The following is a 21,028-nucleotide window of genomic DNA, read 5'->3' as shown; positions in this document are numbered from 1 at the left end:
GAGGGGCCGGGTGACGACGACCTTCACCGCGCCGGGCCGCACACGCCCGTACGGGGCGCGGCACCGGTGGGTGGTGCTGGCCGTGGGGGTCGGGGCGCAGGGCAGTTTCTCGGCGATGTTCTCCGGCATCCCCGTCACGGGGGTCGTGCTGCGCGCCGGCTACCACCTGTCCACGGCGTCGCTCGGCGCGGTCCTGGCCTGCCTGGCGCTGGGGGTCGCGGCCTCCGACGTCGTGTGGGGGCTGCTGACCGACCGGTGGGGCGACCGGCGCGTCCTGCTCACGGGAATGACCGGCCTGGGGATGCTGCTGGTGGCGATGACCGCCGCCGTCACCCCGCCGGACGGGGCCGGCACCGTCCTCCTGGGCGCATGCCTGCTGGCCGCCGGGGCCCTGGGCGGCAGCGTCAACGCGGCCTCGGGGCGGGCGATCATGACCTGGTTCGGCGACGGGGAACGCGGGCTCGCCATGGGGATCCGCCAGACGGCCATCCCGGTGGGCGGCGCGGTGGGCGTGGCCCTGCTGCCCTGGCTCGCCGGCACGTACGGCTTCCGCGCCGCCTACGCGGTCCCCGCCGCCCTCTGCCTCCTGTCCGCCGCGGCCACCTGGCGCTGGCTGCACGAACCCCCGTCACCTTCGAAGCCGGACCCCCACGGCGGACCGCACCCCGTGGCGAAGACGGAGGCGTACGGCGCGGGGCGTTCGGCGGACGCCTCCGGTACCGGTGACCGGCCGGTGAAGGAGCGGTCGCCGCTTCTACGCTGGGACGTATGGCGACTGGCGGTGGCCGGGGCGTTGCTGACCGTGCCGCAGTTCGCCGTCCTCTCCTTCACCGCGATCTTCCTGCACGACGCCAGGGGACAGGGCTCAGGGCCGGCCGCCGCCACGGTCCTGATCGCCCAGATCGGCGGCGGCGCCGTCCGCATCTGGACCGGACGGCGCACCGACCGCGGCGGCGACCGCCGAGCCCACGTGCGCGGCATCGGCGCGCTCAGCGGCGTCGCGATGGCGGCGGCCGCCGTGCTCGCCGACGCCCCCATCCTGGTGACGGTCGGCGCCCTGGCGGTCGGCGGCGTGCTGGCCAACTCCTGGCACGGCGTCGCGTACACGGAGATCGCCGCGATGGCGGGCACGGGGCGGGCCGGCAGTGCCCTGGGCCTGCTGGGCACGGCGCTCTTCGGCGCGGGCTTCGCCACGTCGCTGCTCGTGCCGGTGGTCCTGGAGCTCACCTCGTGGCACGCGGTGTGGGGCCTGGCGGCGGGGGCGGCCCTGCTGGCCGTGCCGTTGGCGCCGGCCCGGGTCAGGAGCCCGCGGCGAGCGCGTTGATGTCGGCGGGGCCGAGGACGCGGCGGGGCGCGCCGCGCTCGGCGACCGCGATCATCGCCCGGCCGATCTGCTCCGGCGTCGTCGCCTGCGCGCCCGACCACCGGCGCAGCAGCGCAAACAGCGGCCGGGTCACCACGTAGGCCAGCCGGAAGGGCGGCCGGCCGGACGGGACGCGACCGGGCCGGAACACGTACGCCTCCAGCGGCAGCGCCAGGACCGCGTCCTGCGTCGCGTCCGTCTCCCCGGCGCCCCGCACGTACACGAACGTGGCACCGGGCGCCAGCGCACGGGCGGCAGGCAGAGCCTCGCCGGGAGCGCAGCAGAAACACGCGTCGTATCCGGCCGGCTCGCCGGTGAGAAGGAGCTTGGGATGGACGACCCCCTCGGGAACGCGCCCGGCCGCGAGCACGCCGGTGACCCGGTCGTCGAGCAGGCACTCGCGAAGTACCCCGCGCCCGATCACCCCGGTCGCCCCGAAGAGGATCACCCTCATCCCGGACTCGCCCCGATCGTCTCGATGAGGTCGGCAGGCACAGGATACGGCCGCTCGACCGGCAGCAGCCCGCTCACCTCGGCGCGGCTCCCGAGCGCCTCCCGCAGCTCGCGGACCCGGTCCGTGACGTCGGTGATCGAGGCCGTCCACTCCTCGACGTAACGCCGCACCGCCTCGCCGGACAACCCGATCTGGATCGACCGGTACGGCAGCGCCTCGTGCCGCACCCCCCGCTCGGGATCCCACTGGATCCGGACCGGGCTGCGCTTGAGCCGCCGCGCCCATCCGGGCCGCCCGTCGTCCCGGCTGAGGCAGGCGTTCGCCAGCGCCCACGCGAACCCCTCCCGGGTCAGCTCGATCGCCAGCACCCGCTCCTGGCCCGGCTTGGTCGCGTACCCGCACCGGTACATCATCCAGAGGAACGACGGCTTGATCCACGTCATCCGGTCCCGCTTGAACGGCGGCACGAAGCGCTGGGCCGCGACGGCGGGCCCGGCGATCCCGGCGTCGTACGCCTGGTAGACCGTGATCGTCTCCTCGGTGTGGAGGGCGCGGATCTGGCGGAGAAGCACGTTCATGGAGATCACCGTGGCGAAGACCCGTACCACGGGGCAACCCGTTTACGCGTACGCCGGGTCGCGCACCGCCTCGGCCAGCCGCGCGGAGGCCGCGCGCGGGACGGACGCGCCCCGGGCCGACAGGCCGATCGCCCACCGCGTGCCGGGCACCACCGCGCCGGCGCAGGCCACGTCCGGCCGGAACTGCCCGTGTTCCTCCACCACCTGCCCCGGCCGCAGCCCGGCCAGCTCCTCCTCGACGTCCTCCACGCCGGCGGGCGTCGCGGGGGTGAAGCGGCGCAGGCCGTACCCGCGCAGGACGCCCCGGCGCACCCGGGACGGCAGCGCCAGCAGCAGCGCCTTGCCCAGCGGCGTGGCGTGCGGCGCCGTCTCCACGCCGATCTTCCACCCGCAGTGGGCGCTGCGCGCGTTCAGGGACTTGACGATCCCGCAGGATCTGTGCGACGGGTACGGCTACCCGCAACTCACCGACCAGGCCAAACGGAAGATCCTCGGCGAGAACCTGCTACGGCTGCATGGGCTTGGTCCGGTGAACCGCCTGTAGCAGCCCCACGGCCACCAGGCCGGCGACCGTGGCCGAGCCGCCGTACGACACGAACGGCAGCGGCACGCCCACGATCGGCGTCAGGCCCACGGTCATGCCGACGTTCACGAACGCCTGGAACCCGATCCACGACACCAGCGCGCCGGCCAGCACCGCACCGTACGGCGAGGCGCTGTCGCGGGCGATGGACAGGCCCCGCCACAGCAGCGCGCACAGGGCGAGCACGACGGCCGCGGCCCCGGCGAACCCGAGCTCCTCGCCCGCGACGGTGAAGACGAAGTCGGTGTGCCGCTCGGGAACGAAGTGCCCGGCCGTCTGCTCACCGTTGAACAGGCCCTTGCCGTACAGGCCGCCGGAGCCGATCGCGATGCGCGCCTGGGCGGCGTTGTAGCCGGCGCCGCCCGGGTCGGCCGCCGGGTTCGCCAGCACGAGCAGCCGTTCCAGCTGGTACGGCCGGACGAGCCCGAGCTGCCAGGCCGCCGCGCCCGCCCCCGCCGCGCCCGCGGCCAGCACCAGCAGCCACCGTTTGGGCGCCCCGGACACCAGCAGCGCGCCCGCCACCATGGCCGCGAACACCAGCATCGTCCCCACGTCCGGCTGCAGCGCGATGAGCCCGATCGGGACGGCGGCCAGCACCAGGGCGAGCACCACCCCGCCGAACCCCGGCCGGCTCCGGCCGTCGCGCAGCTCGCCCAGCGGCACCGCGAACGCCAGCGCCAGCGCCACCTTGGCGAGCTCCGACGGCTGGAACCGCACCCCCGGCGCGAGCACGATCCACGAGTGGGCGCCGTTCACCCGCACGCCCAGCGGGCTGAGGACCGCGGCCAGCGCCAGCACCGCCAGCACGTACGCCGCGGGCACGTACGCCCGCAACACCCGCAGGTCCACCCGCGAGACCAGCCACATGAGCACGAGCCCGCCCGCGACAGCGACGGCCTGGCGCACCAGCAGCGCGTGGTCGCCCGTCATCCGGGTGGCCGACCACACCAGCAGCAGCCCGGCGGCCGACAGCGCCACCGCCAGCACCGTCAGCACCCGGTCGGGGGCGCCCAGCGACGGCGCCCACACGATCCGCCGCCGCCCGCCCACCGCGATCATCGCCGCTCCCGCAGGCCGAGGATGCCCTCCCAGATCTCCCGGGCCGCCGGCGCCGCCCCCTCGGCGCCCCGCCCGCCCTCCGACAGGACGACCACCACGGTGTAGGCGGGATCCGGCGCGAACGAGGCGAACCAGGAGGTGTCCCGCCGGCCGAACGCCTCCGCCGTGCCCGTCTTGCCCGCCACGGCGATCGCGTCGAACGGGAACCCCTCGAAAGCGCCCTCCGCCGTCCCGGACCGGGGCACCTCGGCCAGCGCCTGCCGGAGGAAACGCAGCGTCTGCGCCGAGGCGGGCAGCCTCCCGGCCACCGGCGGCGTGATCGTCTCGGCGGTCGTGCCGTCGGGGCGCTCGATCCGCAGGCCGACGCGCGGGCTGTGCAGCGTCCCGCCGTTGGCGATCGCCGCGTACGCCCGCGCGAGCTGCAGCGGCGTGACGAGCACGCCGCCCTGCCCGATGGAGACGTTCGCCGCGTCGCCGCCCCGCCACACGCCCGCGCCCCGGCAGTTCTCCCTCGCCACGGCCGTCAGGTACGCCGCCCGCTCCCGGTCGGCCAGCTCCGGGTAGCCGCTCCCGGCCCGCCGGCAGGTCTCCTGCCGCGTCGCCCGCCACTGAGCCTGCTTCGAGGCCGCGTCAGGCACCGCTCCGGCGGCCTCGCCGGGCAGGTCCACGCCGGTCGGCCGGCCGAACCCGAACCCGCGGGCGGTCTCCTGCAAAGCGTCCGACCCGCGCCGCCACAGCTCGTCGGCGAACCGGTAGAAGATCGTGTCGCACGACCGCACCAGCGCGCCGTGCATGGTCATCCGGCCCAGGTCGGCGTCGCCGAAGTTGCCGAACACCCGGTCGCCGACCCGGTAACCGGCCGGGCAGTCGTACGTCGCTCCGAGCGGATACCCGGCCGCCGCCGCTGCCGCGGTCGAGGCGACCTTCCACGTGGAGCCCGGCGCCCACTGGCCCTGGACGGCCTGCGACAGCAGCGGCAGCCGCGCGTACTCGCGGGCCGTCACCCCGTCGGTCCACACCGAAGGGTCGTACGCGGGCCGTCCGGCGAGCGCCGTCACGCGGCCGGTCCGCGACTCCAGCACGACGGCCGCGCCCGAGGTGCCCCCGCTGCGCGACAGGGCGCGGCCCAGCGCCTGCTCGGCGATGGCCTGGATGCGGGCGTCGACGCTGGTCACCAGCGTGTTCCCAGGGACGGGCGGCGTCTCGCGGACGGTTCTGGTGACCTTGCCGGTGTTGTCCACGGCCACGTCCCTGCGTCCCGGGGTGCCGGCGAGCCGGCGGTCGTAGACGGCTTCGAGGCCGTCCCTGCCTCGCGCGCCCTGCGCGTACCCGAGGGTGTGCGCCGCCGCCGGGCCCAGCGGGTAGACGCGGACCGGGCGCAGTTCCGTGCTGACGCCGGGGAAGTCTCGCCGGCGTTCGCTGATCTGCAGCGCCACCGGCGCCTCGACGCCCTCGGCGACCGGCACCGGCTCGTACGGCGAACCCCGCCAGCACGGCTGCGGCACCCGCGGCCCGCACGGCCGCACCTTCTCCGCCAGCTGCCGGGACGGCTGCCCCAGCACCTCGCCCAGGCGTTCCAGCACCGCCCGGCCGCCGTCGGGCTGGTGGGCCAGCGCGACGCCGTCCACCGTGACCACCGGCCGGGTCCGGTTCGTCACCAGGGGACGCCCGGCCACGTCGACGATCCGGCCGCGGGCCGGCGGCAGCGCCACGGTCCTGATCCGCACGTCCGCCGCGGCCTGGACGTACCGGTCGCCGTTGGCCACCTGCAGGTACCACAGGCGGCCGACGAGGGTGGCGAGCATCGCGACCACGGCCAGCCGCAGCACGAACAGCCGCGCCCTAGACACGCCGCATCACCGCCGCCGCCTCGGGCGCAAGGGGCGCCACCACAGGCCGGCGGCGTCGCGCGGCACGCGCGGTGGCCGCCGCGGCGACCCCGAGCGCCGCCGTCCACGCCGCCGTGACCGGCAGCCCGGCCGCCGCGGTCGCCCACGCCTCATCCCCGAACGCCACCGCCGCCGCGCCCTGCGACACCGGCCCTGCCGCCGCCACGACGGCCACCACCAGCGACGTCGCCCCCCGGCCCATCGGCGCCCGGTCCCGCTGCGCCCACGCGAGCGGCCCCACCGGCCCTCGCCCGATCCCGAGCAGCCCGCGCGACGGCGCGCGGTCTCGCCTGACCAGCCGGGACAGCGGCCCGCGTCTCCACCCAGGAGGCCCGAGCGGCTCTCGTTCCCGCCCGAACCCCGACAGCCGGCCCGACAGCCGGCCCGACAGCCGGCCCGACAGCAGGCCGAGCAGCGACAGCACCAGCGCCGTACGCCCCATCGTGCCGTCGGCGGGCGGGGTCACGTCGGCGAGCAGACCGCCGGCCAGCCCCGCCGCGCACCCCCACACCGGCCCCCTGGCCAGCGCCGTCCACACGACCGCGAGGGTGACCAGGTCGGGCCCGCCCCACGGCGAACGGTTGACCAGCAGCACCTGCAGCAGCGGTGCCACGAGCAGCAGCGCGACCCGCACGACTCACCTCCCGGGCCGCGGCACGATCACCGCGACCAGGTCCAGCGCCGAGAGGCGGGCGGCCGGCCGCACCAGTGCCGTACGGGTCGCCGCCCCGGGCACGGACTCGACCTCGGTGACCGTCCCGATCGGCACCCCGGCCACGTACGGCCGCGAGCCCGCCGACCCCATCGTCACCACCTGGTCGCCGGGCCGCAGCGGCGCGTGCGGGTCGAACAGGCTCAGCCGCAGCAGCCCCTCGCCGGGCATCCCGGTCACCACGCCCAGCTCACCCGAGCCCGCCATGCGCGCCCCCACGGACGACCCGGCGTCGGTGATCAGCGACACCGAGGCCGTCGCGGGCCCCGCCCAGGTGACCTTGCCGACCAGGCCGTCGGCGTTCAGGACGGTCACGTCGCGCTCGACGCCGGCAGCGGCGCCGGCGTCGATGGTCACGCTCTGCCGGCCGAACCCGACGACGTGCGCCGCCACCCCCTGATGCCGTCCCATGACGCCGGCATCGGCCGCGGGTGTCCCGGCGGACAACAGCTCGGCGCGCAGCTGGGCGTTCTCCTGCTCCGCCGCCCGCAGCCGGGCATCGCCGGCGAACGCCCTGGCCGCCGCCCCGACGGCGTTCTGAACGGCGCCGAACGTGGCCGAGCCCGCCTTCCGCAGCGGGGTCAGCGGAGCCAGCGTACGGTCGATCGCGACGAGGGAGACGGCGGCGGCCAGCACGAGCAGGACGACCGCCCGCCTCACCGCCGGGACCAATCGGGCAGCAGCACGTCCCGCATCGCCTGGAAGCGTTCGACGCAGCGGCCCGCGCCCAGGGCCACCGAGTACAGCGGCTTGTCCACGAGCCGGATCGGCATCCCGGTGGCCTCGCCCATCCGCTCGGGCAGCCCGCGTAGCAGCGCCCCGCCGCCGGTCAGCACGATGCCGTTGTCGAGCAGGTCGCCGGCCAGCTCGGCCGGGCACTGGTCGAGCGTGGCCTGCACCGCGTCGATGATGGCCTGCACCTGGTCCTCGATGGCCTCGCTGATCTGGTCGGCGGTGATCGTGGTGGTCTTGGGCAGGCCCGTGACGAGGTCACGCCCGCGCACCGGCGCGGCCGTCCTGGGCGGGCCCGGCGGCGACGTGGCCGGCGCGGCGCTCTCGGGCCTGGCCCTCGACCGGAACGGGTTCCAGCCGCGCGGCGCGGGAGGTTCGGCGGGCTCGTCCTCCGTCGCGGCGGGCTCGTCCCCGACCGGCTGGATCGGCGCGCCCACCCGGTGCCTGCCCTTGGGGTTCGGGTCGGAGTCGCGGGCGGAGACCGGCGCCGGCCGCGCCACGCCGAGGTCGATCTTCAGCCGCTCGGCCGTGCGGTCGCCGAGCAGCAGCGCGTGCTCCTTCTTCGTGTACGCGACGATCGCCTCGTCCAGCTCGTCCCCGCCCACCCGCACCGACTTGGCGACCACGACGCCGCTCATCGAGACGATGGCGACCTCCGTCGTGCCGCCGCCGATGTCGACGACCATGTTGCCGGTGGCCTCGCCGACCTTGACGCCGGCGCCGATCGCCGCGGCCATCGCCTCCTCGATGATGTGCACCCGCCGGGCGCCCGCCTCGTACGCGGCCTCCTTGACCGCCCGCTGCTCGATCGAGGTGGTGCCGCTCGGGACGGCCACCACGATGCGGGGTTTGGCCAGGAACCGGCTCGGGTGCGCCTTCTGGATGAACATCCGTAACATGCGCTCCGCCGCGTCCAGGTCCGCGATCACGCCGTCCTTGAGCGGCCTGATCGTGGCGATGTGCGGGGGAGTGCGGCCCATCATGCGTTTGGCCGCCTTGCCGACGGCGACGACGGTGTTCTTGTGCAGGTTGATCGCGATGACGGAGGGCTCGTTCAGCACGATGCCCTTCCTGCGGACGTAGACGAGCGTGTTGGCGGTTCCGAGATCGACTGCTATGTCGTGACCGAGGAGAGCCCATGCGAACGCCATAACCGCACAGCCTTTCGACCGGGGCAGCAGGCAGGGGGACACTGCCTGCCCTCGCGTTGCCCGTGCGAGTCGCACCACAAACGGGATAAATGTGTATCTTGGCGCGTCTTCGCAGTTCAGCGGATCAGGCTCCCCGACCGTTCCTCCGGCACCCGCGCGGTGAACGGGCGGCAGGGAGCGCGGAAGTAGTCGCGCCCGAACGTGAACTCCACCGCCCCCGGGGCCAGGTTGACCACCAGCCGGTCGCCCTCCACGCCCACCGTCCGCGGCTCCCGGCCCTCGGGCACGAGCGGCCGCGGCACCGCCGCCGGCTGCCGCCGGTTCGAGCCGCAGCGTCTCGCCGACGTAGCTGGACCGGGGCGAACAGCGCCGTGTCGGGCGCGCCCCCCCGGCCCGTGGGTGGGAGAGATCGACGGACGATCCCGGCAGCTCCCTCCCGCCAGGTCGCCGGCCCGATCGCCAGCGGGCCGCGCTCGGGGGCGCCCGTACGAGCGGGGCCGCCGTGCAGGAAAGCCGGTGGCACCTGTCGCCCATGGCCCGCCGGCGGCGGCACACAGGTGCGTGACAACGAAAAACCCCGCCGAGGAGGTCCGAGACGGAGACCGGCGGGGTGGAGAGGTGGTGGACGATACTGGGATTGAACCAGTGACCTCTTCCGTGTCAGGGAAGCGCTCTCCCGCTGAGCTAATCGTCCTTTGCGGAGGTGGCGACGGGATTTGAACCCGTGTGGACGGCTTTGCAGGCCGCTGCCTCGCCTCTCGGCCACGCCACCGAGCCGGAAGCTCCGAGCGGAAGACGGGATTCGAACCCGCGACCCTCACCTTGGCAAGGTGATGCTCTACCCCTGAGCCACTTCCGCGTGCGCCCCGCTGTGCCGGGCGACGAGAGAACTCTAGCGAATCCTGGCCGAGTCCCCAAACCGGAATTCGCCCGCCCGGCTCACCGGGCCCCGGAGCTACCGGTTGACCCGCAGCCCGGCCGGGTGCCGGCCCTCGGTCTGCAGCCGGTACTCCTCCCCGGAGATCGCCCGGTTCTCCTCGATCACGCGCTCCGACGGCGGCCGCTCGCCGCCCATGACCGCCTGCTGCATCTTCTCGAACCGCTCGTGGGCCTCCCGGACGTACCCGGTGCCCAGCGTCGTGAGGTCCATCTGCGTGGCGAGCAGGTCGCGGATGTAGCCCTTGTTCGGCTCGAACGTCACCGGCGGCGGCAGCGCCGGGGCGAGCACCTGGTCGGGGTCGCGCCCGTCGAAGCGGCGGAACATCTCGGCCGCCAGCCGCAGGTGCTCCAGCTCCATGTTGAGGTGCAGCTCCCAGATGTTCTTCACCTTGGGATCGCTCTCGGTCTCCATGAACGAGTAGTACAGGTAGCACTCGTTGTACTCGTGGTTGAGCAGCCGTTCCCACCAGCTCTCGCCGGGCTCCACCAGCGACTCGTAGTGGGTGACGTGCTCCTCCTCGATCAGCCCGATCTCCTGGTAGAGCTGGCGCGCGATGGGCTCCATGTACATCGGGCCGACGTTCATGTAGAAGTTCATCGTCTGCTGCTCGGCCGCGGTGATGGTCAGCGCGTGCAGGCGCGACAGCGGCTCGGTGACCCTGCGCTGGTACGGCTCGCGCACGTTGTCCATCGGGTCGCGGTGGTGCAGGTACGTCGGCCGCCCCGGCATGACCTCGGTGAGCTGGTCGACGATCTTGTCCGCCCTGCGGTGCTCGATCATCTCGTACAGGTTGGCGTACCGGTAGAGGTGGTCGAAGTCCTCCAGCACGCCGAACTGGTAGGCCTGCTTGAGCCGCTGGTCCGGCTCCATGCGGGCCACCCACGCCGTCAGGTCCACCGCCACCTGCTCGTACGCGATGGTGGTCTCCAGCACCGACGACGCCCCCGGCAGCAGCCAGTTGACGACCTTCTGCTGCTGCGCCTCGATGTACCGCACGCGCGCCAGCCGCTGCTTGATCTCCACGTCACGGCAGTGGCGGGCCATGTGGTGGCTGAAGAGGATCGCCTCGGTCTCGATCCCGTTCATCGTGATGATCCGGCACCGCGTGTACGGGTCGCAGCGGTCGGGATCGATGGGTGTGACGTTCAGCTCCCGCCAGTCGCGCAGCTGCTCGTCCAGCGGGATTCCCCGCTCCTGGAGTGGGTCGAAGGCCATGTCGCTGCGCCTACCCGGGGCCGGGGCGGGCAACCTCCGCGTTCGATCCCCGAACGGCCCGCGTTCGGTAAGACAGGGCGTGTCGCACTGTCTCCCGGGTAGGCCCGCCTGGGTGCGTGAACAAGATGTCATCGAGCTGCTGATGGCGCAGCACGGCCAGATCAGGGACCTGTTCGACGAGGTGGAGCAGGCGCCGCCCGAGAAGGTCGCGGCGGCGTTCGACCGGCTGACGCGTGTGCTGTCGGTGCACGAGACGGCGGAGGAGGAGATCGTCCATCCGTACGCGCGCAAGAAGCTCGACAACGGCCAGGGCGTCGTGGCGGACCGCCTGGAGGAGGAGAACCGCGCCAAACGCCTGCTCCTCGAGCTGCACAAGAAGGGCGTGGACGACCCGGGCTTCTGGGACGGCCTGGCCCGGCTGCGCACCGCCGTGACGGCGCACGCGCGCAGCGAGGAGCGCTACGAGTTCGCCCGGCTGCGCGCCGGCACCACCGCCATGGAGCGGCGGGCCATGGCGGCGGCGGTACGCGCCGCCGAGTCGCTGGCGCCGTCGCGCCCGCGTCCCGGCACGGAGTCGGCGGCCAAGAACCTGCTCATGGGCACGCCCCTCGCGCTGATGGACCGCGCCCGCGACATGATCAGGAAGGCCCTCGACCGACGCTGATCCCGGCAGGACCCTTCGACGGCGGGCGAAACGTCGGCGTACTAGCGTTGTGAGCATGGAGTTCTTCGCCCGTGACGCCGACATCGCGCCCGTCGCCGCGCTCATCGCCGACCCGACGAGGGCGGCGATCCTGACGGCGCTGCTCGGCGGGCGCGCCCTGGCGGCGGGGGAGCTGGCCCGGATCGCCGGGGTCAGCGCCGCCACCGCGAGCGCCCACCTGGCCCGGCTGCTCGACGGCCGGCTCGTCGACGTCGTCCCCCAGGGACGCCACCGCTACTACCGCCTGGCCGGGCACGAGGTGGCCGAGGTGCTGGAGTCGCTGGCCACGATCAGCGCCCGCCCGCCGGTGCGCTCGCTGCGCCAGTCCCGGCAGGCCAGGATGCTGGAGGAGGCCCGCACCTGTTACGACCACCTCGCCGGCCGCGCCGGGGTGGGCCTGCTCGACCGGCTCAGGGAGGACGGCCACTACGCGGGCCACGACCTGACGGAGTCGGGGGAGCGGCTGCTGTCCGGCCTCGGCGTGGACGTCGCGGGCGCGCGCGGGTCGCGGCGGCGTTTCGCGCCCGAGTGCCTCGACTGGACCGAGCGTCGCTCCCACCTCGGGGGCGCGCTCGGGGCGGCGATCGCCCGGACGCTGTTCGAACGAGAGTGGTACCGGCGGGGCGCGGTCCCGAGGGCGGTGGTGCTCACCGACGAGGGCAGGCGGGGGCTGGCGACACTGTTCTCCGGTAAGGAGCTAACATCGGCTACGCCGGTTACCTGAACGAGAGAGACGCACCATGCGCGACAACGAAGTCGTGAACGTCGGCCCCGAGCCGCTCAGCTTCGACGAGGTCATCGACGTGGCCCGCCACGGAGCCCCCGTGCGGCTCACCGACGACGCCATCGCCGCCGTCGCGGCGGCCCGCCAGCGGGTGGACGAGCTGGCCGAGAGCCCGGTGCCCGCGTACGGCATCTCGACCGGGTTCGGCGCGCTGGCCACCCGGCACATCGACCCGGCGCTGCGCGCCCAGCTCCAGCGCTCGCTGGTGCGCTCCCACGCGGCGGGCAGCGGCCCCGAGGTGGAGACCGAGGTCGTGCGCGCCCTCATGCTGCTGCGCCTGCACACCCTGGCCACCGGCCACACCGGCATCAGGCCGACCACCGCGAAGACCCTGGCCGCCCTGATCAGCGCGGGCATCACGCCGATCGTGCACGAGTTCGGCAGCCTGGGCTGCTCCGGCGACCTCGCGCCGCTGGCCCACGTGGCGCTCACGCTGATGGGCGAAGGCGTCGTACGCGACAAATCGGGAAATGTCGTGTCGGCCGCGGAGGCGCTCAAGCAGGCCCGCATCGAGCCCGTCGAGCTGGCCGCCAAGGAGGGCCTGGCGCTGATCAACGGCACCGACGGCATGCTCGGCATGCTCGTCCTGGCCGTCGACGACCTCACCACGCTGGTCAGGACCGCCGACGTGAGCGCCGCGATGAGCGTCGAGGCGCTGCTCGGCACCGACCGGGTGTTCGCCCCCGAGTTGCAGGCGCTGCGCCCCCATCCGGGCCAGGCGCGCTCGGCCGCCAACATGGCGAAGATCCTGCGCGACTCCGGCATCGTGGCCAGCCACCGCGACCCCGCGGACTGCGCCCGCGTCCAGGACGCCTACTCCCTGCGCTGCGCCCCGCAGGTCGCCGGGGCCGTGCGCGACACGATCGCGCACGCCGCCACCGTCGCCGGGCGGGAGCTGGCCGCCGCCGTCGACAACCCCGCCGTGCTGGACGACGGCCGCGTGGAGTCCAACGGCAACTTCCACGGGGCGCCGCTCGGCTACGTGCTCGACTTCCTCGCCATCGCGGCGGCCGACCTGGCCTCGATGTCCGAACGCCGTACCGACCGCTTCCTCGACGTGGCCCGCAACCACGGGCTGCCGGCGTTCCTGGCCGCCGATCCGGGCGTCGACTCCGGCCACATGATCGCCCAGTACACCCAGGCGGCCATCGTCTCCGAGATGAAGCGGCTGGCCGTGCCCGCGAGCGTCGACTCCATCCCCAGCTCGGCCATGCAGGAGGACCACGTGTCCATGGGCTGGTCGGCCGCGCGCAAGCTGCGCAGGTCGGTCGACGGGCTCACCAGGGTGCTCGCGATCGAGGTGCTCACCGCCGCCCGCGCGATCGACCTGCGCGCCCCGCTGGAGCCCGCGCCCGCGACGGCGGCCGTGGTCAGGGCGCTACGCGAGACCGTGCCCGCGCCCGGCCCCGACCGGTTCCTCGCCCCGGAGATCGAGGCCGCCGTACGCCTGGTGGCCGAGGGCGGCGTCGTGGCGGCGGCGGAGTCAGTCACCGGGCCGCTGTCGTAGCGCCGCTGTCGTAGCGCCGCTGTCGTAGCGCCGCTGTCGTAGCGCCGCTGCCGTAGGGCCGCTGTCGTAGGGCCCGTGTCCTAAGGCCCCTGTCCTAAGGCGGCTGTCCTAAGGTCGCGCGGGCAGCGCCACGATCAGGTCCACCTCCAGCAACAGCCCCGGCATGAACAGCTTCGACACCTCCACGGTCGTGCTGGCCGGAGGCGTGCCGGTGATGTACCGCCTGCGCACCTTCCCGTACTCCACCCGGTCGTTCATGTCCGTCATGTACGTCCGGATGAACGCGATGTCGGCGAACGTGGCGCCCTGGTCGGCGAGGATGCGGGCGATGAGCTGGAAGACGTGCTCGGCCTGGGCCGCCATGGAGCCCTCGCCGACGACGTTCCCCCGCTCGTCGAAGGCGGCCTGGCCGGAGACGTAGAGCATGTCGCCGACCCGGACGGCGTGCGAGTAGGCGCCGTTCGTGGCGGGCACGGTCGCGAGATTGAGCGGCACGGCCCGCCGCCCGCCCGTCCCGGGTGAGGCGGTACGGACATGCGCGGTGACGGCCGTCAGGTCATGACCGCCCAGGCCCGCCGCCACGGCCTCCTGCAGCCGGGCCCGGGCGGCCGACGCCAGTCCGGCGCCCTCCCAGGCGGCCAGCTCCAGGTCCTTGGCGGCGTGCGCGAGCGCGTACCGCGTCTCGGCCGCGGGCTCGCGCAGCCGCTCGGCCAGCGCGCCCAGCGGGGTGTCCGCCAGCACGCCGGCGAGCGCGCCCGGATCGACCCCGTGCGCCTCGGCGTACGCGTACGTCTCCGCCACCAGCACCTGGGCCGGCACCAGCGCGCTCATGACGGCGAGCTTCATGGCCGCGCCCGCCGCGAGGGGCCCCACCTCGCGCACCGTCCCGAAGACGGACAGCACCTCGCGGCAGCCCGAGACGTCACCGCCGGCCAGCACGGTCAGCGTGCCCTCGGCCGCGGGCCCCACGCTGCCCAGCACCGGGGCGTCCACCAGCCCCACCGACGGCGGCAGCAGCGCGCGCAGCGCGTGCACCGCCTCCGGGCCGATCGTGGACATCTCCACCACCGTCGCCCCCGGCGCCAGCCCCGGCAGTGCCGCCGTCAGCACCTCGCGCACCGCCGCCGGGTCGCTCAGCATCGTGATGACCAGCCCGGCCCCGTCCACCGCGTCGGCGACCGAGATCCCCGTGCCGCGCCGCCACGTCGTCACCTCGTGCCCGGCCTCCGTCAGCCGCCGGGCCATCGGGACGCCCATGCGTCCCTGTCCGAGAAAAGTAATCATGCGGCCAGTGAAGCGGTATGCGCGGTATTCCACCACCGACTAGATTGCATGTCAGCCATGCCTGATACGAATGCCTTCGACACCGCCACCCTGCGGCTCTTCGACGAAGTGGCCACGAGCGGCTCCTTCACGGCCGCCGCCGAGCTGCTCGGCTACACCCAGTCCGCGGTCTCCCGCCGCGTCGCCGCGCTCGAAAGCGCCGCCGGCGGCCCGCTGTTCGAGCGCCTGGCCAGGGGCGTACGCCTGACACCCGCCGGCCGGGCGCTGCACCGGCACGCCGTAGCCGTGCTCGACCGGCTCGACCGCGCCGTTGAGGACCTGGCCGCCCTCCATCGCGGGACGGGCGGGACGCTGCGCGTCGGCGCGTTCGCCACCGCCAACGTCGCCCTCGTCCCCGGCGCGCTCAGGCGGTTCGCCGACCGGCACCCCGGCGTCGAGCCGCGGGTGACCGAGGGGCTCAGCGCCGCCCTGATGGACCGGCTGCGCGCGGGCGCGCTCGACGTGGCGGTGATCAGCGACTACCCGGCCGGCCTGCCCGTCGAGGGGGCGCGCACCGTGCCGCTCGGCGCGGACCGGCTGCTGGTCGCCCTGCCCGCCGGTCACCGGCTGGCCGCCGAGACCGACGTGGACCTGCGTGACCTGGCGGGCGAGAGCTGGATCGAGGCGGCGCCGCGCGGCCAGCCGACCGTGCTGATGACGGCGTGCGCGGCGGCCGGATTCACGCCGCGCACCGGGCTGCGGGTGGCGGAGTGGTCGGGCAAGTTCGGGTTCGTGGCGGCCGGGCTCGGCGTGACGCTCGTGCCGGAGCTCGCCGCGCGGGCCGTGCCGCCCGCGTTGGTGCTGCGGCCGCTGCGCGGCATGGAGCCCGTACGGCGGGTCTACGCGGCCCTGCCGGAGACGCCGCTGCCCGCCGCGCTGGCCTTGGTGGAACTGCTGGGAGAATGGCAGGTGTGCACGACGGTTTCGCCGCCTTAGGGCAATATCTCGCGACCGGTCTGCGAGACGTGACCTCCGACCTCGCCGCCCTCGACGGCGAGGGCTGGTGGGCGGTCGTCGTCGACTTCGAGGGCAAGGTGACGTGCGCCCGGTTCGACCGGGTGCGCCGCGCGCCCCTGCCCGCGCCCGCCGGCCCCTGGCGCGGCCCCGCCCCGGGCCAGTGGCGCACCTCCCTCGACCGCGCCGCCTACGAACGCGGGGTCCGGGTCATCCGCGACTACATCGAGCAGGGCGAGGTCTATCAGGCCAACCTCTGCCGCGTCCTGACCGCGCCCGTCCCCGACGACGCCGACCCGCTCGCGCTCGCCGCCCGGCTCGCCGCGGGCAACCCGGCCCCGTACGCGGGCGTGATCTCGATCCCCGGGCTCAGCGTGGTCTCGGCCTCGCCCGAGCTCTACCTGTCGCGCGACGGCGACGTCATCGAATCGCGGCCGATCAAGGGCACCGGCGCCACCGCCGCCGACCTCCTCGACAAGGACTACGCGGAAAACGTCATGATCGTCGACCTGGTCCGCAACGACCTCGGCCGGGTCGCCGCCGTGGGCTCGGTCGAGGTGCCGGCGTTGTGCGCGGTCGAGGAGCACCCGGGGCTCGTCCACCTGGTCTCCACCGTGCGCGCCAGGCTCGCGCCCGGCGCGGGCTGGCCGGAGCTGTTCGCGGCGACCTTCCCGCCCGGCTCCGTCACGGGCGCGCCCAAGTCGTCAGCGCTGCGCATCATCAATGAGCTCGAACCCGCTCCCCGGGGGCCGTACTGTGGGGCTGTGGGCTGGGTCGACGCCGACCGGGGCACGGCGGCGCTGGCCGTAGGCATCAGGACGTTCTGGATTTCGGCCGGCGAGATCCGGTTCGGCACGGGAGCGGGCATAACCTGGGGCAGCGACCCCGGGCGCGAGTGGCTCGAGACCGAGCTCAAAGCCGCCAGGCTCATCGCACTGGCATCCACAGGAGGAAACTGAATGAACATCCCTGTCTGGGTCAACGGGGAGCTGATCGACCCCGCGCAGGCCAGCGTCTCGGTCTTCGACCACGGCCTGATGGTCGGAGACGGCGTCTTCGAGACCATCAAGATCGTGGGCGGGAAGTCGTTCGCGCTCACCCGTCACCTCGACCGGCTCGCGCTCTCCGCCCAGCGCATGGACCTGCCCGAGCCCGACCTCGACGCCATCGCCGACGGCATCGCCAAGCTGCTCGACGCCGCGCCCGCCTGGCGGCTGGGCCGCATCCGCGTCACCTACACCAGCGGCCCGGGCCCGCTCGGCTCCGACCGCGGCGACCAGGGCACCACCGCCGTCGTCATCGTCGACGAGCAGAAGCCGTTCCCCGCGACCGCCGCCGTCACCGTCGTGCCCTGGCCGCGCAACGAGCGCGGCGCCCTGTCGGGCGTCAAGAGCACCTCCTACGGCGACAACGCCAAGGCCCTGCAGTACGCCAAGAAGCGCGGCGGCGGCGAGGCGATCTTCGGCAACCTCGCCGGCAACCTGTGCGAGGGCACCGGCTCCAACATCTTCATCGTCCGCGACGGCCGCCTGCTCACGCCCACCCTGGAGTCCGGCTGCCTGGCCGGCGTCACGCGGGCGCTCGTGCTCGAATGGTGCGGCGGCGAGGAGGTCGACGTCCCCCTCCAGGCCGTGTACGCCGCCGAGGAGGCGTTCCTCACCTCCACCACCCGCGACGTCCAGCCGATCCGCCTGGTCGACGACACCGCGATCCCGGCCGCGCCCGGCCCCATCACGGCCAAGGCCATGAGCGTCTTCGCCGAGCGCTCCGCCGTCGACCTCAACCCCTGACAGCAGCCGGGCGGCGGGACCCGCCGCCCGGCGACCGGTCAGTACGACTGTTGCGTCTGCACGTTGAAGTCCTCCATCGTGACCTGCCCGGCCGGGTCGGTCAGCGGGTCCTCGATCCGCAGGACGTCGAGGCCGGCCTTGATGTCGCTGGAGTAGACGTAGCCGTTGTAGTAGTACGCCGACCACGAGCCGGCGATGCCCCCGGCCGGGTACGGCGGCCGGTCGAAGTAGCCGATCTCCCGCGGGTTCGCCGAGTCGGTGAAGTCCCAGACCGACACGCCGCCCTGGTACCACGCCTGCACCATGATGTCCTTGCCCGGCACCGGGATCAGCGAGCCGTTGTGGGCCACGCAGTTCTCGTCCGGCTGCTGCTCGCGCGGGATCTTGAAGTAGCCGCGCCGCTGCAGCTGGCCGTCCACCAGGTCGTAGATCGCGTTGGCGCCCTTGGTGCTCGGCGTGTTGCGGTCGCAGGTGGCCTGGCCGCCGCCGCCCATCTCGTCGCCGAAGACGACCTTCGTGCCGTCGTTGTTGAACGTCGCCGAGTGCCAGATCTCGAAGTTCTCGCGGTCGCTGAGCACCTGGAGCACCGTCGGCTGCACCGGGTCGGAGATGTCGAGCAGCACGCCGTCGCCGAAGCAGGCGGCCGCGGCCACGTCCTTCTCCGGGTAGGCGGTGATGTCGTGGCAGCCGGAGGCGATCGTCTCGTTGCCGCGCTGCGGGAAGAGGTTGGGCTTGGACACCACGCGCGCCGACTCGGGCGCGTCCATCGGGACCTCCACGACCTGGATGAGCTCGTGAGGCGGCCTGCAGGTCACCGACTGCGGCTCGGGGCCGGGGGAGGAGACGTACACGTAGAGCGTGTCGCCCTGCGGGATCATCGTGTGGGTGTGGGAGCCGCAGTCGGTCTGGACGGCGCCGACGTACTGGGGGTCGGCCTTGTCGCTGATGTCGAACAGCCGCAGCCCCTCCCAGGCGGGCGGGCCTGGGGGCGCGTCGCACCCCTCGCCGCCCTGCGGCTCGTCGATCGACAGGATCAGCAGGTCGCGGTAGACGGTCACGTCGTTCTGCTGCGCCGGGCAGGCCACCTGGCTGACCAGCTCCGGATTCTCCGGGTCGCCGATGTCGTAGATCGAGAAGCCCCCGAAGTTGCCCACGTACGCGTACTCGCCCTGGAAGGCCAGGTCGGTGTTGAAGTCGTCCTCGCCGTTGAACGGAGCCGTCCGCGGCACGTTCGCGACCAGCGTGACGTTGTCGCTCCTCATCTCGTCACCGGCGGAGGCGCCGGGCGACGGGGGAGCGCCGGTCTGCTGCGTCGGGCTCGCGGGCGCCGACTGCTCAGCGGTGGGCCCCTCCGCGGCGCATGCCGACGTCAGCAGCAGCACCGTCCCCAGCAATGCTCCGCGCCACGTGGCAGAGATCAACGCGCATCCCCTTTGTCTAGTAGCTCACTATGGAAGCTATGTCAGCAGGTTCGCGGAAGCGTACGGCGTTTATCACAGTTATGGCGACATTTCTCATAGCTGGCTGCTCGCCACAGTCCTCCCCATCGCCGGCGCCGTCGCCGGTCGGCACCGAGGCGCCGGTCATCGTGCCGGGCAGCCCTGGGGCGCCCGCGCGCACGGCGACGCCGGGAGAGCGGGTCGGGAAGACGCCGTCGCAGGCGGTCGCCGCCGACGTGCGTTTCGCCGAGGGAATGATCCCCCATCACCGCCAGGCCCTGGAGATGACCTCGCTGGTGGAGGCCCGTACGACCACGGAGACCGTGCGGGCGCTGGCCCGCCGGATCACCGCCGCGCAGACGCCGGAGATCAAGGCCATGACCGGCTGGCTGACCGGGCTGGGCCGCACCCCGCCGGCCGGCCACGCGCACACGCACGCCGCCGGTTACGGCATGGCGACCGAGGAGGAGCTGGCCGCGCTGCGCGCGGCCAGGGGGAAGGCCTTCGACCGGCTTTTCCTCCGGCTCATGACCAGGCACCACGAGGGCGCGGTCAAGATGGCGGGCGAGCAGCTCGCCAACGGCCGCGATCAGCGGATGCGCCTGCTGGCCAGGGACGTGCACACGGGACAGGGCATCGAGATCGACCGCATGAGGCAGACCCTGGAGTCGCTGTCGTAGACGGGCCCTCAGACGGGCCCTCAGACGGGCCCTCAGACGTGAACGTCCGGCCCCCTCGGTGGAGGGAGCCGGACGACTACGCCTTCAACGGAGCGAACCGGTCAGGACGGCCAGAGCATGTTGGTCAACTCGGCGTCGAGGTCCATGAAGTCGGTCTCGCGCCCCGCCGGCACCTTCTCGTAGGTGCGGTGCAGGAACTCCGTGAGCGGGGCCAGCGGCACTTCGAAGAGCGCCTGCCCGAACGGCGAGGTCAGGCTGATGTGCAGGGTGCGCTCGCCGTCGGCGCGTGCGGGCCAGACCTGCACGTCGCCGTCGCCTACACGCCGCACGATGCCCACGGTCAGCAACTCGCGGGCGAAGATCCACTCGACCGGTTCGTCATTCCCTACGTGGAAGGCCATGCGGATGGCGTAAGGGTCGTCGGCTGTGTAACTCAGTCCGGCGAGCAGGGGGACGGTTGTACGGTCGGGGACCACAAGCCGAAGGCCAAGCTCGGCGGAGACGGTGGTGCTGTTCATCGTCAGCCAAACCTTTTCGTCGTAGGTCCCCTCTTCGGGGCTTTCGCTGCTCTGACGGACTTCGTCCTGAGCTATGACGCGGAACGAAGAAACCAGTAGGAAAGATTCCGCTTCCGGGGCCTTCTGTAACGCACATCACAGCTGGACATTTAGGCATCTACCTGGCTAAACGGCATCAATCGGGTCGTATTTACAAGGGTTTTGCGTGCTCTGGAGCCTGCCCCGGACGGCCCGTCCATGAACGTTTCTCGCGTAAAGATCGTGGCCGGAGCCTTCCGGGACAGGACGATGGTATGCCACCCACCGGCCGTGCCGATGGGCAACCGCCGCGTTTCACCCGAATCACTCTGAGTGCCCCCTCCGGACGCTCGCCCGGACGCCCGCCCGAGCCCCGGGGAGCCCGGCGCCGCCGGGCGCGGTGGCCTGCGTGATCGCCCTCGGGACGATTTCGCTTCGCCAGCAGGTGCCAGAGTGCGGTATGGTTTTCCCCGTCGGCACCGCCAAGGAGCCGGCAGGGCGGGCGATTAGCTCAGCGGGAGAGCGCTTCGTTCACACCGAAGAGGTCACTGGTTCGATCCCAGTATCGCCCACCACGTTCAGAGGCCGGTTCCCCTGCGGGACCGGCCTTTCGGCGTCTCAGGGGGTCTCTCCCGC

At 73.5% G+C, this 21,028-nt stretch carries 21 protein-coding genes and 4 tRNA genes; 9 read left to right on the top strand and 16 right to left on the bottom strand.

The features are described from left to right. The first annotated feature begins 10 nt into the window (after positions 1 to 10). Positions 11 to 1,324 carry an MFS transporter gene (locus tag ACIBP6_RS24520; protein ID WP_397055652.1) on the top strand — a complete coding sequence of 438 codons (1,314 nt, stop codon included), beginning with the start codon at positions 11 to 13 and terminating at the stop codon, positions 1,322 to 1,324. Here the strand turns inward: ACIBP6_RS24520 and ACIBP6_RS24515 are convergent. From ACIBP6_RS24515 to ACIBP6_RS24455, 13 genes are all read right to left on the bottom strand, one after another. Beyond that, complete coding sequence (locus ACIBP6_RS24515) at positions 1,299 to 1,817, bottom strand: epimerase (RefSeq protein ID WP_397055650.1); 519 nt, start codon at positions 1,815 to 1,817, stop codon at positions 1,299 to 1,301. The two genes, ACIBP6_RS24520 and ACIBP6_RS24515, sit on opposite strands and share 26 nt — an antisense overlap. Further along, the gene (locus tag ACIBP6_RS24510) at positions 1,814 to 2,395 is read right to left on the bottom strand and encodes a DUF4291 domain-containing protein (protein ID WP_397055649.1); all 582 of its coding nucleotides are present in this window, start codon (positions 2,393 to 2,395) and stop codon (positions 1,814 to 1,816) included. Before ACIBP6_RS24510 ends, ACIBP6_RS24515 begins: the two co-directional genes overlap by 4 nt. 42 nt (positions 2,396 to 2,437) lie before the next feature. Next, positions 2,438 to 2,770: an IclR family transcriptional regulator domain-containing protein gene (locus tag ACIBP6_RS24505; protein ID WP_397055647.1), complete on the bottom strand. Its 333-nt coding sequence runs from the start codon at positions 2,768 to 2,770 to the stop codon at positions 2,438 to 2,440. Between the two features lie 130 nt (positions 2,771 to 2,900). Continuing rightward, the gene (gene rodA / locus ACIBP6_RS24500; protein WP_397055645.1) at positions 2,901 to 4,037 is read right to left on the bottom strand and encodes a rod shape-determining protein RodA; all 1,137 of its coding nucleotides are present in this window, start codon (positions 4,035 to 4,037) and stop codon (positions 2,901 to 2,903) included. Beyond that, positions 4,034 to 5,887, bottom strand: coding sequence for a penicillin-binding protein 2 (mrdA, locus tag ACIBP6_RS24495; protein ID WP_397055644.1), 1,854 nt, complete (start codon positions 5,885 to 5,887; stop codon positions 4,034 to 4,036). Before mrdA ends, rodA begins: the two co-directional genes overlap by 4 nt. Beyond that, positions 5,880 to 6,560, bottom strand: a complete 681-nt coding sequence (locus ACIBP6_RS24490) for a hypothetical protein (protein WP_397055642.1) — start codon at positions 6,558 to 6,560, stop codon at positions 5,880 to 5,882. The genes mrdA and ACIBP6_RS24490 overlap by 8 nt, the downstream gene beginning before the upstream one ends. A gap of 3 nt (positions 6,561 to 6,563) precedes the next feature. After that, on the bottom strand, positions 6,564 to 7,298 hold the full coding sequence (gene mreC, locus ACIBP6_RS24485; protein WP_397055640.1) for a rod shape-determining protein MreC: 735 nt from the start codon (positions 7,296 to 7,298) through the stop codon (positions 6,564 to 6,566). Further along, on the bottom strand, positions 7,295 to 8,521 hold the full coding sequence (mreB, locus tag ACIBP6_RS24480; RefSeq protein ID WP_397055638.1) for a rod shape-determining protein: 1,227 nt from the start codon (positions 8,519 to 8,521) through the stop codon (positions 7,295 to 7,297). The genes mreC and mreB overlap by 4 nt, the downstream gene beginning before the upstream one ends. Positions 8,522 to 8,637: 116 nt before the next feature. Beyond that, entirely contained in the window at positions 8,638 to 8,823 is a 186-nt protein-coding gene (locus ACIBP6_RS24475) for a hypothetical protein (protein WP_397055637.1), read from the bottom strand. A 317-nt stretch (positions 8,824 to 9,140) separates the two neighbouring features. After that, positions 9,141 to 9,215: transfer RNA gene (locus ACIBP6_RS24470), tRNA-Val, on the bottom strand. A gap of 7 nt (positions 9,216 to 9,222) precedes the next feature. Beyond that, positions 9,223 to 9,293 (bottom strand) — tRNA-Cys (locus ACIBP6_RS24465). A 15-nt stretch (positions 9,294 to 9,308) separates the two neighbouring features. Further along, positions 9,309 to 9,380: transfer RNA gene (locus ACIBP6_RS24460), tRNA-Gly, on the bottom strand. Between the two features lie 96 nt (positions 9,381 to 9,476). Further along, on the bottom strand, positions 9,477 to 10,676 hold the full coding sequence (locus tag ACIBP6_RS24455; RefSeq protein WP_397055635.1) for a hypothetical protein: 1,200 nt from the start codon (positions 10,674 to 10,676) through the stop codon (positions 9,477 to 9,479). Between the two features lie 112 nt (positions 10,677 to 10,788). Here ACIBP6_RS24455 and ACIBP6_RS24450 point away from each other — a divergent pair, with 112 nt between their 5' ends. From ACIBP6_RS24450 to hutH, 3 genes are read left to right on the top strand one after another with little or no spacing between them, the layout of a single operon-like run. Next, positions 10,789 to 11,340 (top strand): hemerythrin domain-containing protein, encoded by a 552-nt coding sequence (locus tag ACIBP6_RS24450; RefSeq protein ID WP_246075639.1) that lies wholly within the window; start codon positions 10,789 to 10,791, stop codon positions 11,338 to 11,340. Positions 11,341 to 11,395: 55 nt separating this feature from the next. Further along, on the top strand, positions 11,396 to 12,103 hold the full coding sequence (locus ACIBP6_RS24445; protein ID WP_397055633.1) for an ArsR/SmtB family transcription factor: 708 nt from the start codon (positions 11,396 to 11,398) through the stop codon (positions 12,101 to 12,103). A gap of 16 nt (positions 12,104 to 12,119) precedes the next feature. Beyond that, the gene (gene hutH, locus ACIBP6_RS24440; protein ID WP_397055631.1) at positions 12,120 to 13,670 is read left to right on the top strand and encodes a histidine ammonia-lyase; all 1,551 of its coding nucleotides are present in this window, start codon (positions 12,120 to 12,122) and stop codon (positions 13,668 to 13,670) included. A 108-nt stretch (positions 13,671 to 13,778) separates the two neighbouring features. Here hutH and ACIBP6_RS24435 read toward each other — a convergent pair whose 3' ends face one another. Then, a complete protein-coding gene (locus ACIBP6_RS24435) occupies positions 13,779 to 14,954 on the bottom strand; it encodes a Rid family hydrolase (RefSeq protein WP_397055629.1) in 1,176 nt (391 codons plus the stop codon). A gap of 57 nt (positions 14,955 to 15,011) precedes the next feature. On the opposite strand from ACIBP6_RS24435, the gene ACIBP6_RS24430 reads away from it, so the two are divergent. From ACIBP6_RS24430 to ACIBP6_RS24420, 3 genes are read left to right on the top strand one after another with little or no spacing between them, the layout of a single operon-like run. Beyond that, a complete protein-coding gene (locus ACIBP6_RS24430; protein WP_397055627.1) occupies positions 15,012 to 15,929 on the top strand; it encodes a LysR family transcriptional regulator in 918 nt (305 codons plus the stop codon). 29 nt (positions 15,930 to 15,958) lie between these two features. Further along, entirely contained in the window at positions 15,959 to 16,906 is a 948-nt protein-coding gene (locus ACIBP6_RS24425; RefSeq protein ID WP_397055626.1) for a chorismate-binding protein, read from the top strand. Beyond that, positions 16,907 to 17,737, top strand: a complete 831-nt coding sequence (locus ACIBP6_RS24420; RefSeq protein WP_397055624.1) for an aminotransferase class IV — start codon at positions 16,907 to 16,909, stop codon at positions 17,735 to 17,737. 38 nt (positions 17,738 to 17,775) lie between these two features. Here ACIBP6_RS24420 and ACIBP6_RS24415 read toward each other — a convergent pair whose 3' ends face one another. After that, a complete protein-coding gene (locus ACIBP6_RS24415; RefSeq protein WP_397057071.1) occupies positions 17,776 to 18,999 on the bottom strand; it encodes an LVIVD repeat-containing protein in 1,224 nt (407 codons plus the stop codon). Positions 19,000 to 19,325: 326 nt separating this feature from the next. On the opposite strand from ACIBP6_RS24415, the gene ACIBP6_RS24410 reads away from it, so the two are divergent. Further along, on the top strand, positions 19,326 to 19,856 hold the full coding sequence (locus tag ACIBP6_RS24410; protein WP_397055622.1) for a DUF305 domain-containing protein: 531 nt from the start codon (positions 19,326 to 19,328) through the stop codon (positions 19,854 to 19,856). Positions 19,857 to 19,957: 101 nt separating this feature from the next. Here ACIBP6_RS24410 and ACIBP6_RS24405 read toward each other — a convergent pair whose 3' ends face one another. After that, on the bottom strand, positions 19,958 to 20,374 hold the full coding sequence (locus ACIBP6_RS24405) for an SsgA family sporulation/cell division regulator (RefSeq protein ID WP_020547189.1): 417 nt from the start codon (positions 20,372 to 20,374) through the stop codon (positions 19,958 to 19,960). Positions 20,375 to 20,892: 518 nt separating this feature from the next. Here ACIBP6_RS24405 and ACIBP6_RS24400 point away from each other — a divergent pair. After that, positions 20,893 to 20,967: transfer RNA gene (locus ACIBP6_RS24400), tRNA-Val, on the top strand. Positions 20,968 to 21,028 lie beyond the last annotated feature (61 nt).

Origin of the sequence: Nonomuraea terrae (genome assembly GCF_044465245.1) — a bacterium.
Classification (GTDB): domain Bacteria; phylum Actinomycetota; class Actinomycetes; order Streptosporangiales; family Streptosporangiaceae; genus Nonomuraea; species Nonomuraea terrae.
Note: the sequence above shows the minus strand (reverse complement) of the source record. Positions and strands in the feature narration are given on the sequence as shown.